General features: G+C 60.8%; 12 protein-coding genes. 6 read left to right on the top strand and 6 right to left on the bottom strand.

The window, feature by feature from the left end; genetic code table 11:
- Positions 1-3 precede the first annotated feature (3 nt).
- From BMZ46_RS19605 to BMZ46_RS19615, 3 genes are all read right to left on the bottom strand, one after another.
- Positions 4-666: an amino acid ABC transporter permease gene (locus tag BMZ46_RS19605; RefSeq protein WP_059405928.1), complete on the bottom strand. Its 663-nt coding sequence runs from the start codon at positions 664-666 to the stop codon at positions 4-6.
- A gap of 51 nt (positions 667-717) precedes the next feature.
- Positions 718-1,566 carry a transporter substrate-binding domain-containing protein gene (locus BMZ46_RS19610; protein WP_039768800.1) on the bottom strand — a complete coding sequence of 283 codons (849 nt, stop codon included), beginning with the start codon at positions 1,564-1,566 and terminating at the stop codon, positions 718-720.
- Positions 1,567-1,839: 273 nt separating this feature from the next.
- Positions 1,840-1,986, bottom strand: a complete 147-nt coding sequence (locus BMZ46_RS19615) for a hypothetical protein (protein ID WP_172829487.1) — start codon at positions 1,984-1,986, stop codon at positions 1,840-1,842.
- A 202-nt stretch (positions 1,987-2,188) separates the two neighbouring features.
- Between BMZ46_RS19615 and BMZ46_RS19620 the strand changes: the two genes are divergently transcribed.
- From BMZ46_RS19620 to BMZ46_RS19645, 6 genes are all read left to right on the top strand, one after another.
- A complete protein-coding gene (locus BMZ46_RS19620) occupies positions 2,189-2,620 on the top strand; it encodes a thioredoxin family protein (protein ID WP_074690362.1) in 432 nt (143 codons plus the stop codon).
- Between the two features lie 175 nt (positions 2,621-2,795).
- Positions 2,796-3,950 carry a non-hydrolyzing UDP-N-acetylglucosamine 2-epimerase gene (gene wecB, locus BMZ46_RS19625; protein ID WP_074690360.1) on the top strand — a complete coding sequence of 385 codons (1,155 nt, stop codon included), beginning with the start codon at positions 2,796-2,798 and terminating at the stop codon, positions 3,948-3,950.
- A complete protein-coding gene (nrfB, locus tag BMZ46_RS19630; RefSeq protein ID WP_074690358.1) occupies positions 3,947-6,121 on the top strand; it encodes a cyclic di-3',5'-guanylate-activated glycosyltransferase NfrB in 2,175 nt (724 codons plus the stop codon). The genes wecB and nrfB overlap by 4 nt, the downstream gene beginning before the upstream one ends.
- The gene (locus BMZ46_RS19635; protein ID WP_074690356.1) at positions 6,118-9,276 is read left to right on the top strand and encodes an NfrA family protein; all 3,159 of its coding nucleotides are present in this window, start codon (positions 6,118-6,120) and stop codon (positions 9,274-9,276) included. The genes nrfB and BMZ46_RS19635 overlap by 4 nt, the downstream gene beginning before the upstream one ends.
- Positions 9,276-10,154 (top strand): DUF4434 family protein, encoded by an 879-nt coding sequence (locus tag BMZ46_RS19640; RefSeq protein WP_074690354.1) that lies wholly within the window; start codon positions 9,276-9,278, stop codon positions 10,152-10,154. The genes BMZ46_RS19635 and BMZ46_RS19640 overlap by 1 nt, the downstream gene beginning before the upstream one ends.
- Positions 10,138-11,214, top strand: coding sequence for a GGDEF domain-containing protein (locus BMZ46_RS19645; protein WP_039768809.1), 1,077 nt, complete (start codon positions 10,138-10,140; stop codon positions 11,212-11,214). The genes BMZ46_RS19640 and BMZ46_RS19645 overlap by 17 nt, the downstream gene beginning before the upstream one ends.
- Before the next feature lie 5 nt (positions 11,215-11,219).
- Here BMZ46_RS19645 and BMZ46_RS19650 read toward each other — a convergent pair whose 3' ends face one another.
- From BMZ46_RS19650 to BMZ46_RS19660, 3 genes are all read right to left on the bottom strand, one after another.
- On the bottom strand, positions 11,220-12,776 hold the full coding sequence (locus BMZ46_RS19650; RefSeq protein ID WP_074690352.1) for a TerC family protein: 1,557 nt from the start codon (positions 12,774-12,776) through the stop codon (positions 11,220-11,222).
- Between the two features lie 335 nt (positions 12,777-13,111).
- Complete coding sequence (locus BMZ46_RS19655; protein ID WP_074690350.1) at positions 13,112-14,758, bottom strand: phospholipase D-like domain-containing protein; 1,647 nt, start codon at positions 14,756-14,758, stop codon at positions 13,112-13,114.
- A gap of 40 nt (positions 14,759-14,798) precedes the next feature.
- Positions 14,799-15,362, bottom strand: coding sequence for a vWA domain-containing protein (locus BMZ46_RS19660; RefSeq protein WP_080770625.1), 564 nt, complete (start codon positions 15,360-15,362; stop codon positions 14,799-14,801).
- Positions 15,363-15,392 lie beyond the last annotated feature (30 nt).

The following is a 15,392-nucleotide window of genomic DNA, read 5'->3' on the forward strand; positions in this document are numbered from 1 at the left end:
CTCCTATCGGCGGATTGCCAGACGCTGCTCGAGATAACGCAGCAGCATGGCTATGAGGTAACAGGCCGCGACATACAACGCCGTGGTTACCAGCCAGGTTTCGATCACCCGGTAGCTCTCGACGTTGATCTTGCGCGCGTAATAGGTCAGCTCCGGCACCGCGATCGCGGCGGCCAGCGAGGTGTCCTTGAACAGCGAAATGAAGTTGTTCGACAGCGCCGGCAGCACGTTGCGCAACATCACCGGCACGGTGACGTAGGCTTTCACCTGCCACTCGCCCAGACCGATGGCCAGCCCGGCTTCGCGCTGGCCTTTGGGGATGCTCAACAAACCGCCGCGGAACACTTCGGTCAAGTACGCCCCGGCATACAGCGACAGCGTGATGATGAACGACGGGATCTTGTCCAGCCGAATCCCCAGGCTCGGCAACGCAAAATAGATCAACAGAATCAACACCAGAATCGGCGTGTTACGGATCACCGTCACATACACCGATGCCAGCACCCGCAAGGCGCGATGCTTGGACAGCAAGGCAAACGCCATCAGCAGGCCGATCACGCAGCCGATGGCGATCGACACCAGCGCCAGTTCGAGGCCCAGACCGAGCCCCGCCAGCAAGGTGTCGAAATCGCGCCACACGGCAGCAAAGTTCAACTGATAGTTCATGGTCGGCAGTACCTTGAGCGGGGCGCGTCAGAGCGCCCCACTCTCACGGGATCATTTGAATTCGACAGGGAAACCGATGGCGGGCGATGGCAGATCGACGCCGAACCATTGCTTGAACGAGGCGGCATAAGTCGGGAACTCGACGCCGGTCATGGCTTCATGCAGCGCGGTGTTGACGAAGTTCAGCCAGTCCTGATCGCCACGTTTGACGGCGCAGGCGTAGGTCTGCGGGCTCCAGGCGTACGTCGGGCTGCGGTAGCGGCCAGGGTTCTGCACCATCAGGTATTTGACCGAAGACTGGTCGGTGGCAGCGGCATCGGCGCGACCGGAGTTCACGGCCTGGTACATCAGATCGACGCTGTCGTACTGATCGACCTTGGCCTTGGGCAGCGCCTGATGCACCAATTCCTCGGCATACACGTTCTGCAATACGGCTACGGTCACGCCATCGCCCCCGGCCTGCAGGTCTTCGATTTCCTTGTACTTGCTGTTGTTCGGCAGCAGCAGGCCGACGCCTTCGCGGTAGTAAGGCAGAGTGAATGCCACTTGCTGCGCACGGCTGGCGGTGACAGTGATGAACTGACAGCTCATGTCGACCTTGTCGGTCAGCAGGTTGGGAATCCGCGCATCGGACGACTGCACCACGAACTCGACCTTGCTCGGGTCATTGAACAGCCCTTTTGCCACCATCCGCGCGATGTCGATATCAAAGCCCTGCAACTTGCCGTCCGCGCCCTGGAAGTGCCACGGCGCGTTGGTACTGCCGGTGCCCACAATCAGTTTTCCACGGGCCAGGACGCTGTCGAGCTTGCTGTCGGCCGCTTCGGCCATACCCATGACAGCGGAAGAAGCCGCGAGAACAAAAACACACGCTTTGAACAAGGAAGGTCGGCGATGCATGGCAAGCACTCCAGAGGATTGTTTATTCCGCTATACCGGAACACGGTTTGTTACTACGGAATAGACAGCAGAAAGTGTGCCACAGGATTCGCGGGGAATCTGCACCCGTTTGAAAATTCACAGGAATCAAAGAGATACGTAAAACGGAAAAATAGAGAAACAGCGAGAGCGCGGAGCGTGCGCTACCGTTGGCTACAACAATGCGGGTAACAGGTTCCCAGTCGGTGCACGGGTGATCGATTCAGGGGCAGCGTTTATCTCCGAGAACCTAGCTCAAAGGTCGTCTATCGAAACTTTTATGGTCGGATCATTTTCCCGCTCCTTGCAGAGAGCTATCAGCTCCAGATCCTCAAGGCGATTCATAAGTGCCTCATCGATTCGTACTACGGAAACTGCTTTCAAACCTGCATCGCTGCCCATCAGGAGCTCCTATGATAAATGCCTGAAAACGATACCAGCTGCCTTGCCTCCGCGGATCTGAGTCTTCTGAGGGAATGCTCTTGCATCAAAGTAGGACGAAATCATCCTTTGCAGGACCTACCTGTAATTTCTGACAGTAGACCGCCGTTTTGCCCTGCTTTAACGTCAAAGGCCTTCCAGATTCATTGTTCAGGAGGCTCCGATGACGACACCGACTCGATATTCAGCGTTGCCCCCGACGTACCGGAAAGTCTTGAAAGCCAGGCGCCTTGTTGTCCTGTATTTCTTCAACGAGCACTGCGGTGCCTGCGTGTCTTCCGGCCCCGTTTTTCTCGAGATCGCCAAGCCCTTTCGGCCCTGGATGGATATCTTCATGCTCGATACCGCACAGTCGTGTCGGCATCCGGATGTCAAGGGCACACCGACGGTGCTGTTCTACAAGGAAGGGGTTCTGGTCAAAATACTGAAAGGCATCGGTACAGAGGAATCCCTGCGTCACAACTTCACCCAACACCTCGGCAAAACCAGGCACTGCGCTGCACCACGCAAACCGAGCCATGACCTGAACTGGCTGCATCACACCCTCCGCACCCTCTGCACCGTCCACCGCGCAAAACGGTGGAACCTTTCCTGAAAGTGCCATCCAAGCGCCATCAGGCAGTTGCACCTTCGCTGCTATTGATCTGTAACAACTAGCCTCGAGACCGGATTGGACAAGCTCCCATCCGGCTGCTTTTCTTTATTTCTCAGAAAGAGAAGAGTGCTGCCGGCCCTCGGGTCGCAGCCTTGCTACGTCCCAGGAGGGGTCAATGTCCTTTAAAGTCATGATGGTTTTCGGCACCCGCCCGGAGGCCATCAAAATGGCTCCGCTGGCCCGGATTCTGCGTCAGGGGCCCGACATCACACTCAACATCTGCTCCACCGGTCAACATCGCGAGATGCTCACTCAAATGCTGGACGCGTTCGAACTGACGGTCGACGAAGACCTGCAAGTCATGACCCAAGGCCAGACCCTGAACGGTCTGTCGCAACATCTGCTCGCCCAGCTCGATCAGGCCTACGAGCGGGTCAAACCGGACATCGTGCTGGTCCACGGCGACACCACTACCAGCTTCATCGCCGCCCTCGCCGCCTTCAATCGTCAGCTGCCCATCGGTCACGTCGAAGCCGGTCTGCGTACCGGCAATCTGCGCGCGCCCTGGCCCGAGGAAGCGAATCGGCGCCTGACCGGCGTGATAACCGACCTGCATTTCCCGCCGACCTCCAAATCCGCTGCCAATCTGCTGCGCGAAGGCGTACCCGAAGACAACATTGAAATCACCGGCAACACTGTGATCGATGCCTTGCTGTGGATGCGCAAGCACCAGCAGGACATCGATTGGCATCCGCCCGCCGATTCGCCTCTGGCGGCAATTGATGACCAGCGCCGGATGATTCTGGTGACCAGCCATCGACGGGAAAATCTCGGCGACGGTTTCCGCAATATCTGCCAGGCCCTGGCCGAACTGGCCGAACAATACCCGGACGTGCAATTCGTTTATCCGGTGCACCTCAATCCGCTGGTGCAGGAGGTGGTGTACGGCATGCTCGCCGACAAACCGAACATCTATCTGGTGCCACCGCAGGACTATCCGAACTTCGTCTGGCTGATGGGCCGCGCGCACTTCATCCTGACCGACTCCGGCGGCGTCCAGGAGGAAGCGCCGGCAATCGGCAAACCGCTGCTGGTACTGCGCGACGTCACCGAACGGCCTTCCGTGCTCGAGAGCGGCACCATGCTGCTGGTGGGCACGGACAAGGCGCGCATCGTCAAGGAAGCCCGCCAACTGCTAGACGACCCGGACACTTACGCCCGCATGAGCCGCGTGCACTTCCCCTATGGCGACGGTCACGCCAGCGAACTGATCGCCACCCGCCTCCACGCCTGGCTGAGCGCACACTCGGCGGTGGGTAAAGGGGTATGAGTCTGGGTTGGGTCGATTTCTTCGCGTATGTGCTGTTCGGTCTCAAATATGTGGCGATTGCCCTCGCCCTGCTGATGTTCATCCTCGGCCTCGATGACCTGTTCATCGACCTCGTGTACTGGAGCCGCAAGTTCATCCGGCGCTGGCGGATCTACGAAAAATTCAAGCGCGCCGACGAGGAGCGCCTGTATTCGATTCCCGAGAAGCCGCTGGCAATCATGGTGCCAGCGTGGAACGAAGTCGGCGTGGTCGGCGAAATGGCGCGTCTGGCCGCCTCGACCATCGACTACGAGAACTATCAGATTTTCGTCGGCACCTACCCTAACGATGCCGACACCCAGGCCGATGTCGACGCGGTGTGCCAGCACTACCCCAACGTGCACAAAGTGGTTTGCGCCCGACCCGGCCCGACCAGCAAGGCCGACTGCCTGAACAACATCATCGACGCGATCCTGCGCTTCGAGAGCGAGGCGAAAATCCAGTTCGCCGGGTTCATCCTGCACGACGCCGAAGACGTGATTTCGCCGATGGAATTGCGCCTCTACAACTATCTGTTGCCGAACAAGGACCTGATCCAGATTCCGGTCTACCCCTACGCGCCGGAGTGGAAAGGCTTCACCGCCGGGCACTACGTCGATGAGTTCGCGGAAAACCACGGCAAAGACGTCATTGTTCGCGAAGCCCTCACCGGTCAAGTGCCCAGCGCCGGCGTCGGCACCTGCTTCAGCCGCAAGGCCATCAGCGCCCTGCTGGAAGACGGCGACGGTATTGCCTTCGATGTGCAGAGTCTCACCGAAGACTACGACATCGGCTTCCGGCTCAAGCAGAAAGGCATGAAATGCATCTTCGCCCGTTATTCGGTCAGCGATCCAAAACTGGCACTGGAGCAACCCTGGGTGTTCGGTATGAACCGCGAGTTCTCCCAGGTGATCTGCGTGCGCGAGCACTTTCCCCGCGACCTTCAACACGCGATCCGGCAGAAATCGCGGTGGATTGTCGGCATCGTGTTCCAGGGCACCAAGAACCTGGGCTGGAGCCGCAAGGGTCTGCTCAATTATTTCCTGTGGCGCGACCGTCGCGGGCTGATCGCCTATTTGCTGAGCTTTCTGGTGAACCTGCTGTTCCTGGTGCTGCTGGCGATGTGGGCGGTCACGATCATTTCCCCGGACTCGTGGCGTTATCCCTCGATCCTCGCGGACAGTTCGCTGCTCTCGGTGCTGCTGTGGCTCAACGGCCTGATGCTGCTCAACCGCCTGTTCCAGCGCGGCTGGTTTGTCACTCGTTACTACGGATTGGTTGAAGGTCTGCTGTCAGCGCCGCGCATGATGTGGAGCAACTTCGTCAACTTCTTCGCCAACCTGCGCGCCCTGCGTCAGGTGATGGAAATGGGCGATTCGCGACGCGTGGCCTGGGACAAGACCACCCACGAATTCCCGGCGCTGACCAAGGCCCAGCGCACTCCACTTGGCCATCGGCTGGTGGAAAAAGGCCTGCTTACCGAAGAGCAACTGGAAGCGGCGATCACCAGCCCGGTACGCCGGCGCCTCGGGCGCGAACTGCTTTTGCGTGAATACATCAACAGCACCCAACTTGTGCAAACCCTGGCCGAACAGCTTGATCTGGAATGGGCGCCACTCAATCCGTTCAAGCTCGACAAACGCCTGATCGATGCCGTACCGCGCCGGGTCGCTTCCCACTACGGCATTTTGCCGGTGGCCGAAGAAGGCGACACCCTGATTCTGGCCTCCGAAGGCCCGGTCAGCCAGGTCTCGCTGGGCGCCATCAGCCGTCAATTGAAACGCCCGGTGCGCAGCCGTCTCGCACCACAGGGCCGCGTCACATTGGGGATTCGCTACTGGTACGCCAGCCCCCGCCAGAATGAGGAAGTGCGTCATATGCTCGAAGTGCTTGAGCGCCATCAGGACGATGAGGCCCTGCTGGAACGGGTCAGTCGCCATCAAGTGCTGCTCGGCAATCTGTTGCAGGTACGCGGCATGGTGCCGCCCACCCTGTTCAATCAGGCGCTGATCGACTTCGATGCCGAGAAGATGTCACTCGGTGAACACCTGATTTCTCGGGGCATGATTACCCAGGAAGTACTGGAACAGGCGCTGGCTGATCAGACCAGCGAACAGCAAGCTGCCTACCGCATTGTCCGGGAGGTCGCATGAAGCCTGTGCATCGTCAAACCTTGCTGATGGGCAGCCTGCTGCTGGGCCTGAGCACCACGTATCCGCTGCAAGCGGCACCACTGAGCGACTTTGAACAGTTCCGCAGCTATCCCTACATGGACCGCAGCTATCGCGAGGCGAAAAAGGGTAACTGGAAAGAAGTCGAACGCCTGATGCGCCACTTGCTGGAAAAGGTCCCGAAAAATGACGAGGCCCGGGCACTGCTGGTGGAGTCCCTGGCCAAGCAGCGTCGTTACAAGGAAGCGCTGCAAGCCTTGCCGGACAACAGCGAAGCGCTGCTCGACCTGCGCCTGACCTGGATCGAACAGGATCCTCCGACCAGCACGCAAGTGGAAAGCTGGATGGCCACCAGCAACCTGAATGACCGCGTGCGCCTTTGGCAGGCCTACAGCCTGAGCCTGGCCAAGTTCGGCGGCGCGGCCAAGGCCCACGACTGGCTGGCGCAACTGGCGCCCAAGGGCGATGACAATATCCTGCGTCTGGCCCGCGCCAACTGGTCGGAGCAACTGCGCGACTGGAGCGGCACCATCGACCAACTGGCACCGCTGGCCGCACGCAAACAACTGGACGCCGAAGGCTGGCAACGTCTGGCCAATGCCTACGTGCAACGCCTCGATGAAAAGCCGCTGCAGCAACTGCTGCAACAGGCGCCGAGTCCCGAAGCCGCGCGCAACATTCGCCTGGCGATGGTCGATCGCGCCATCGCCATGGGTCACGAGCAACAGGCCCAGCGCTGGATGCAGTCGCTGCCGGCCAGCGACCTCGCCGATCCGGCGCAACGACAGCGTCTGTGGGAACTGGCACGCAAGACCGAAGACGTGCCCACCGTGCAGCGTCTGAGCAACGATCTGCAACGTCCTTGCCTGGAAACCGCCGAATGGCTGTCGCGGCAGGATCCGGAAGCGGCGCTCAAGCAACTGCGCAATTGCACGCCAACGGACGACCCACAAACCTGGCTGGTACTCGCCCAGCGCCTGCAAGCCACGGATCTGTTGCAAAGCACCCGTCTGCCGGAGCCTTGGGACAGCCGTCGGCAAACGCAGGTGCTCGACATCTGGCAGGAGCAAGGTCGCAGCGCCGAGGTCAACGCGTGGCTGGCCGGTCAGCAACAGACGCCCGATATCGTCAAGCGCCGAGCCGAACTGACACAGCGCATGGGGCGAATGATCGAAGCGCAAACCCTGTGGGAACTGCATTACCGGCAAACCGACAATCTGTCCTCGCTGAATCAGGCCACCTATCTGGCAGTGAATGCGGGTGATCGCGCGCATGCCCAACAGTTGCTGGAATCCGCGTTCGATCGTCATGGCGGGCGTTTGCCGGCGACGGCGTTGCAGCGTCTGGCCGGTTTGTATGCCGCAGCGCCCTCCACGACTCCGGAGCAACAGCGACGCATGGCGCTCCTGCTCAACCGGGTGGACGGTGCCACGCGCGGCCAACTGCTCGCGCAACTCGCGGAGACCGGCCAGTGCGACGCCGTGCAGCATGCCATCGGCAGCCACCCGCAAGCGGCTGGCGATTACCGCGCGCTCGGTCGCTGCGCCATGCCTGATCGCCCGGGTGAGGCCGTCGTCTATTACCAGCAGGCTGAAAAACTCGGTGATCGCGGCAGTCGTCTGCCGCTGGCCTATGCCCTGGAAGCGGCCGGTGATTCTGCCGGTGCGCTGGCCATCTGGCGCAGCTTCCCGACCGCCGAACTCAGCGACAACGCGCGTCTGACAGCCAGTCGCAGCGCACTGAATGTCGGCGACAGCCAGACCGCAGAAACCTACTGGCAACAAAGCACCACTCGCGGCGCCAATGAGTGGGCCCTCGGCGCAGCCATCGCCGACGCACGGGGTGATCACGCCCAGGCACTGCAACGTCAGCGGCAGGCCCTGCAACAGGCTCCGGATGCCGGCCACTTCTACGCCGCATCGGTCACAGCGCAAAAGGCCGGGGACTTGCCGCAAAGCACTGCATGGCTGGCCGAAGCGGTACACCACGAGCCGAACAACCCGCGTTATCGCGCCGACTACGGCATGCGTCTGGCCGGTGCCGAAACCCGCGAAGAGCGCGCCACGGCGATTCCGTATCTGCAACAGGCGACCCGGGATTTCCCCGAGGATTACCGCCTCGGCGAAACCCTGGCCTGGCGCTACGACGAAGTGGAAGACAGCGCCTCCGCACGCAAGGAACTGCGCCGGGTGATCGATCTGGAGCAGAACCCGGTGGCGGCGGATGACGAAGACGGCAGCATGGAGGCCCGCCGTTATCGCCAGCGCCGCGCCCATGAAACCTTGTCCCGGCGTGACAGCCGGACGATTGCCAGCACCTGGTCGCCGGCCGGGATCTCCACCAACGACTTCGTGCGACCGGACGACAGCAAAGGTTCACGCCGTCGCTCGGATTCGCAGAATGTGCAACTGGCAATGTGGGACCACGCCCTGGGCGAAGAACCAAGCCGCGCCGGCAGCACGCTGTCGGTGTACGGACGTGTCTTGCTGGGCGGACAAGGTCGCTCCAGTTACGCCGAGTCCCTCGCCGCCGGTGTCGGCCTGCGCTACAAACCGTGGGGCACACAGAACATCAACTTCTACGGCGAGATCTACAAGCAGAGCCAGTTCGACGATGACGACAGTCACAGCCTGAGCCTCGGCCAGATGCTGGTGCCGGAAAAGCTGTTCGATCAGGTCAACGATCACCGCAAGGACGGCCACACCACCACTGATTACCTGCTGCGCGCCACCGCCTCATTCCTCGATCAGGGCCAGTACCGCAACGACTGGCGTGTCGACGAAAACGACTGGGACGAGCGTTTCCTGTACCTCGACGCCGCGTGGTGGACCAAGGCCGGCGATCACCAGTGGCTGTCGCGGTTCCAGCAAGGTCATGCATGGAAACTGCCGTTCAGCGGAGCCCAGACGATCATGCCTTACGGCTTCCTCGAATTTGCCAGCCAGGACCCGAGCAACGACTGGCGCCAGGACCTGCGCACCGGTGTCGGTCTGCGCTGGCAATGGTGGTACGACGAGGATCGCTACAACGCCTACCGTTCGAAACTGACGATTCGCACCGAATATCAACAGTCGCTGGGCGGCAATCTGTATGAAGGCGGCAACGGTGTGCTGCTGGGCGTGGAGTGGAATTTCTGATGGCTCGATGGATGCTGTGTTTGTGTTTGCTGATGAGCGCCACCGTCGCGAAGGCCGATGAGCGGCTGTTCTATCAGCCGCTGAATGTCGATGCCGGCCTGACGCAGGCGCAGTGGCAGAAGGTCTGGCAAGACACCGCGAAACAAGGCACGCGAACCGTGATCGTGCAGTGGACAGCCTATGGCGACTCGGACTTCGGCGGCGCCAATGGCTGGCTCGCCAACAGCTTGAAACTCGCTCAACGACAAGGTCTGCAACTGGTGCTCGGCCTGGCGATGGACCCGGCTTACTACAAGCGCATCGATGAACTGGACAGCGCCGGCCTCGGCGCCTACTGGCAGGCGCAACTGGGCCAGTCGCTCGCCCAGCAGCAGAAGCTGCGGCAGGACTGGAAGCTGCCGGTCAGCGGCTGGTATCTGCCGCTGGAACTGGATGACCTGCACTTTCTGGCGGCAGATCGACGGGCCACGCTTCAGCGTCAGTTGAAGGATTTCGCCACGAAGCTGGATGCGCCGCTGCATGTCAGCGCCTTCAGTGCCGGCAAGCTGGCTCCGGCGGTCAACGGCCAATGGCTGGGCGAATTGACGGCGGCGGGTGCGCAGGTCTGGTGGCAGGACGGCGCGGGCACCGGTCGTTTGTCACCGCTGGTGCGCAACGGTTACGCCAGTGCACTGCCCTGTTCCGTGGGGATCGTGCGCGAAGCCTTCCGGCAGGTCAGCCGCGAGGGCGAGCCCTTCCGTGCCGAACCGGCCAGCCCGGATGCGACCTCGACCGGCTGTCATCAGAACGCGGTGTTTTCCCTGCGCTATCGACCGTGGGGCTCGGTCATCCTCGACAACCAACGCAAGCATCCGGGCAGCAATGTACAAAACCATTGAAGACGAAGTCCTGAAGAAGACCGCACCCGCCGAACTGTGGAGCGAGTTCATCCAGCATGAATTCGAGCGGCTGCATTCGTTCTGCCTGTTGATCTACCTGGCGAGCATCGGCATCTGGCTCGCCTTCGACCTGATCGTCAGCTTCATCGGCAATCAGGGATTCACCTGGCGTTCGATGGTGTTCATCGCGGCCTTTGCGATTCTTGCTGTGGTGTTGATGTTCACCCGCAAGGCTCGACACTTCGACTGGCTGAACCTGACATTCGTGGTGATCATCACACTCGGCATCCGAATGGTGATCGACGGCCTGCCGCCGACCTTTCATGGCATCTGGCTGGTGCTCGCCGCAGCCACTACGTTGTACAGCGCCTCGGTACTGCCGCTCAGCCGCTGGTCGTTCTTCGGTGCCCAGGCCATCACCTGGCTGGTGCTCAATCCGTTCATGAACACCGGCATCGACCTGCTGGAACTCAAAGGCGTGATGACCATCGCCTACAGCGTTTTTCTCTGTGCTTTGACGATCTATACGTTTCTGAAGCTGCGCGAGGCCAAGCTCTACAACTACATCATGTCCAAGCTGTTGCTGGATCAGGCCTACAACGACACCCTCACCGAAATTCCCAACCGTCGCTCGTTCATGAGCCGCGCCGGAAAAACCCTGCAAGCCGTGCCTCGTGAGCACGACCATTACCTCGCGATGATCGACATCGACAACTTCAAGAAAGTGAATGACGTCTACGGCCATGACATCGGCGATGAAGTGCTCAAGCGCATCGCGGCGGACATCAAAACCGTGATGTCACGCTTCGAATACGCCCGACTGGGCGGCGAGGAGTTTGCGATCTACCTGGCCGGTGTGCGCCGCGAGGATGTCGAGGCGCTGGCCGGGGAATTGTGCCGGGTGGTGCGTGAGCAACCGACCCGGCACCCGGTGACCATCAGCATCGGTCTGGCCCGGGTCGAAGATGGCGACACCCTGAACCAGGCGCTGATCAAGGCTGACGAAGCACTGTATGAGTCAAAGCATACCGGCAAGGACCGCTACACTTTTCATCAATGAGCCCGTCAGGCCTCACGCACCAGTAACACCCGTGTCACACGACGTTCTTCGACCGCCATCACGGTCATGCCCCAGCCTTCATGCTCCAGTCGATCGCCCTTCATCGGCAGGCGATCCAGCAGGCTCATCACCAGTCCGGCCAAGGTCTGATAATCCTCGGTCGGCTCGGCGCGAAAACCGGTGTGCTCGCGGATGCGGGTCAGGTTCAGCGCACCATTGACGATAAACCCGCCCTGCTCCTCGACCACGTCGGGGCCGGCGATTTCACTGGCATCCGGCAGTTCACCGGCAATCGATTCGAGAATGTCGGTCATGGTCAACACCCCCACAAAGTCACCGAACTCGTTCACCACAAAGGCAATGTGGGTCGAGGCCGCACGCATTTGTTCCAGTGCGTTGAGGATCGAATAACTGTCCAGCAGATTGACGGTCTTGCGCGCCAGGTGTTCAAGGTTCGGCTCGTTGCCGGCCAGATACTCCTTGAGCAGTTCCTTCTTGTGCACGAAGCCCAGCGGCTCATCCACTGCGCCGTTACGAATCAGCGGCAAGCGCGAGTAGGACGAATGCATCAACCGCGTACGAATAGCCTCGGCGTCGTCCGCCAGATCAATGTGATCGACATCGGCGCGCACTGTCATCAAGGCGCGAATCGGTCGTTCGGCCAGTTGCAGCACACCACTGATCATCACCCGCTCGCGACGGTCGAACAGCTCCGCGCTCGGCGCTTCACCGTTGTCCAGCAAGTCGGAAATCTCCTCGCCGACCTCTTCCTCCGCCAGTTTGCGACCACCCAACAGACGCATCACCGCATGGGCCGTGCGCTCACGCATCGGGCGCAAGCCCTGCATCGAGCGCTTGCGACGAGCGCGGGCGGTCTGGTTGAAGATCTCGATCAGGATCGAGAAACCAATGGCCGCGTACAGATAACCTTTCGGTATGTGGAAACCCAGGCCTTCAGCGGTCAGGGCAAAACCGATCATCATCAGGAAGCCCAGACACAGCATGATCACCGTCGGGTGGGCGTTGACGAAGCGGGTCAGCGGCTTGCTGGCAACGATCATCACACCGATGGACACGACCACCGCGATCATCATCACCGCCAGTTCATCGACCATGCCCACGGCAGTAATCACCGCGTCCAGGGAGAACACCGCGTCGAGCACGACGATCTGCGCCACGATCGGCCAGAACAGCGCATAAGCGGTGTTGGTCGAGCGCTCGCCGATGTGGCCTTCCAGCCGTTCGTGCAATTCCATGGTCGCCTTGAACAACAGGAACACACCACCGAACAGCATGATCAGGTCACGGCCGGAGAAGCTCTTGCCGAACACCTCGAACAACGGTGCCGTGAGGGTGACCAGCCAGGAAATACTCGCCAGCAGGCCAAGACGCATGATCAGCGCCAGGCTCAAACCGATGATGCGTGCGCGGTCGCGCTGATGCGGCGGCAGTTTGTCCGCCAGAATCGCGATGAACACCAGGTTGTCGATACCCAGTACCAGTTCCAGCACGATCAGTGTCAACAAGCCCAGCCACGCCGTGGGATCCGCTAACCATTCCATAATCTGTCTCTATCTCTCGTCAGTGAATTCAGGCGGCCGGACACGGCAAAGTACGACGGGAAAGCTCGAAGGCTGCGCCAACAACGATAGTCGGTAGTCGGTAGACCGGATGTTGCGAGTGCGTCAAGACCGCGCGGTGGCGCGAGGGGAACAGGGTTCTTTGAATAGAACTGGGAGGCTCCGAGAGGGTGTTCATGCAAATCCTGAATGAAAAAAGGCCTTGAAGCGTACAGGCTCTGATGACTTTTCCTACAGCTGGAAATCATTTCAAAATCTGTACGCCGCCTGCCTATCGCCGCTCTCGTCAGCATCGGCAGCCAACGGATGCGCAAGGGCTAACGCCCGGAAAACCGCAGGCGAGACAACTGGCGCAGATCGCCCTCGACGTAGTAGTCGTTGGTCCAGCTGTCATCCGCCGCCAACGGCTGCACCTGCTTCAACGCCAGTTTTTTCGCGAAGTAGCGAAAACGGTAATGCTCGTAGAACCGCAGCAGTTCCAGGCCATAGCGATCCGCCAGATCGGTGTCGCCGCGAATGATCAGGTAGTTTTCGTCATTGCCGTTGCTGGCCGATGAACTGAGGTTGTGGCTGCCGCTGATGATGGTCGGGCTGTCGCTGGTGAAGTCGGTGACCACCGCTTTGGTGTGCACCAGCAGGTTGCCTTTCTGGCCTTTCATGTTTTCCCGCAACCAGCCTTCCAGCCCGGTGTTGAGCAACGCGGTGGCGGCGAATTCGGCAGTTCGGTCGGCGTGAAACCCGGTGATGCGGCTGACCGTGTTTTGCAGGCCGTAACGCAGGATGTCGTCGTGGGGCTGGCCGAGCAACGCGTTGAGAATCGCGTCGGGCAAGGCGAAGGCGGTGACGAACAGCAGGTCTTTTTTCGCCCCCTCGATGATATCGACGAACTCCCGCAGATCCGCGCCGCCGGTACGCGGGGAGAACCCGGCGAACAGGGGTTGCGCCGGGTTCATCGGGTTGTGTTGGGTAATCCAGTCGCGGGTGGCGCCGACGTCTGCCGGCTCGGCCCAGATCTGCTCGAAGGTTTTCAAGTAACTCGTGCCGACCGCCGAATCGTCCAGCACATGCACCACGTTGGCCTGGCGGTACACGCCGTTGGCGGTGAAGTTGGTGCTGCCGCACAGCACCGCTTGCGGCTGACGCTCGCCGCCTCTGTCGAGGCGGCTGAGGACGATGAACTTGTTATGGAAAATATTGTGGGTGACCCGCCCGCGCTTGCTGCTCGCCGGCAGTTTCGCAAGGCTTGCTTCGTTGATCGTCGTGTCTTCGTCGTCGGGCCGGGCGTGATACAGCACACGCACCTGAACACCTCGATCGAACGCCGCGTTCACCGTGTCGACGATGGCTTGCAACTGGTATTCGTAGATCGCGATGTCCAGTGCCCACTGGCCGTCGACTGCACGCTCGATAAAGCCTTGCAGACGCCCGAGCAGACCGTTCTCCAGCCATTGACGCGCGGCATCGGGCCAGGCTTCGATGGGCAGGTTTTTGTTGGCACTGATCTGTGCGTCGAGATCGGGGAATTTGCGCTGAAACGCCTGACTGGCGGCCACGGCACGGTTGAAGATCACGCCCTGACTGACAGGATGACCGTCATCAGAACGGATTGTCAGCTCCAGCGCTTCACCGAGTTGCAGCGCATCCGGCGTGCCATACGCCAGGTGCACGCGATAGTGGATCGTCATGCCCGGATTGACCGCGTAATCGGCCCAGCGAAATTTCTGCAGCGGTGCCTTGTCGCTCGGCGTGGCGTGGAACTGCGCGAAGGTATGGGCGCTGCCGGGAAAGGTCAGGCTGTTGAACAGGAACAGCCACGGTTTGGCGCCCTGCTGTTTCTCGATGGCAAACCCCAGCAGGCCTTTGCGCCGGGGTTCGGCGAGATCCATGGCGAGCAACACGCCGTTGGTGCCGGCGTAGGCCTTGACGCGAAAATCATCCTGCGGATTGGCGACCAGCACGCGCATGACTCACTCCTTGTGAATTGGCCTGAATGCAGCATAGCCCTCAGACCGACAATAACTCGTCGATATGCCGGTAATCCGCGTCCAGTGCGGTCGCCAATTGCCTTGCGCGCTTCAGGCGGATCGGCCCGCGCTCGATATCGATCAACAGGCCCGGACATGCGAGCGCCGGCAGTTGCGGCCAGTCTTTCAAACGGCCATCGGTGATCACCAGCAACCGTTGCTGTTCAGCGGGGAAACGCTTGCGCCGCACCGTCAGCCAATGCCCGGCTTCCGTCAACGCCGCCAACAATGGCGTGCCGCCTCCCGCACCCAATCCATCGAGCCACGCGCGCAAGCCGCTGGAGGCCTTCAGCCCTTGCACCTGCCATTTCGGCGCGGCGCCGCTTGCGGTCAGCAACGCAAGGCGCGCGCGCTGCCGGTAAGCGTCATCGAACAGTTGTGCGAGCACGCCCTTGGCATCGCTCAGCGCCTGATGACGACGGGTCGAGGCCGAGGCATCGACGATCACCAGCCACAGTTCATGGGGCGTGCGGGTACGCAGTTGAAACAGCAGATCCGCCCGGGTTTTCGGGCGGCCATTGAGCAAGGTTCCGGGCCAGTTCACCGAGCCACTGCGAGCGGCATGACGCTTGCC

The organism is Pseudomonas sp. NFIX49, assembly GCF_900115915.1.
GTDB lineage: Bacteria > Pseudomonadota > Gammaproteobacteria > Pseudomonadales > Pseudomonadaceae > Aquipseudomonas > Aquipseudomonas pharyngis.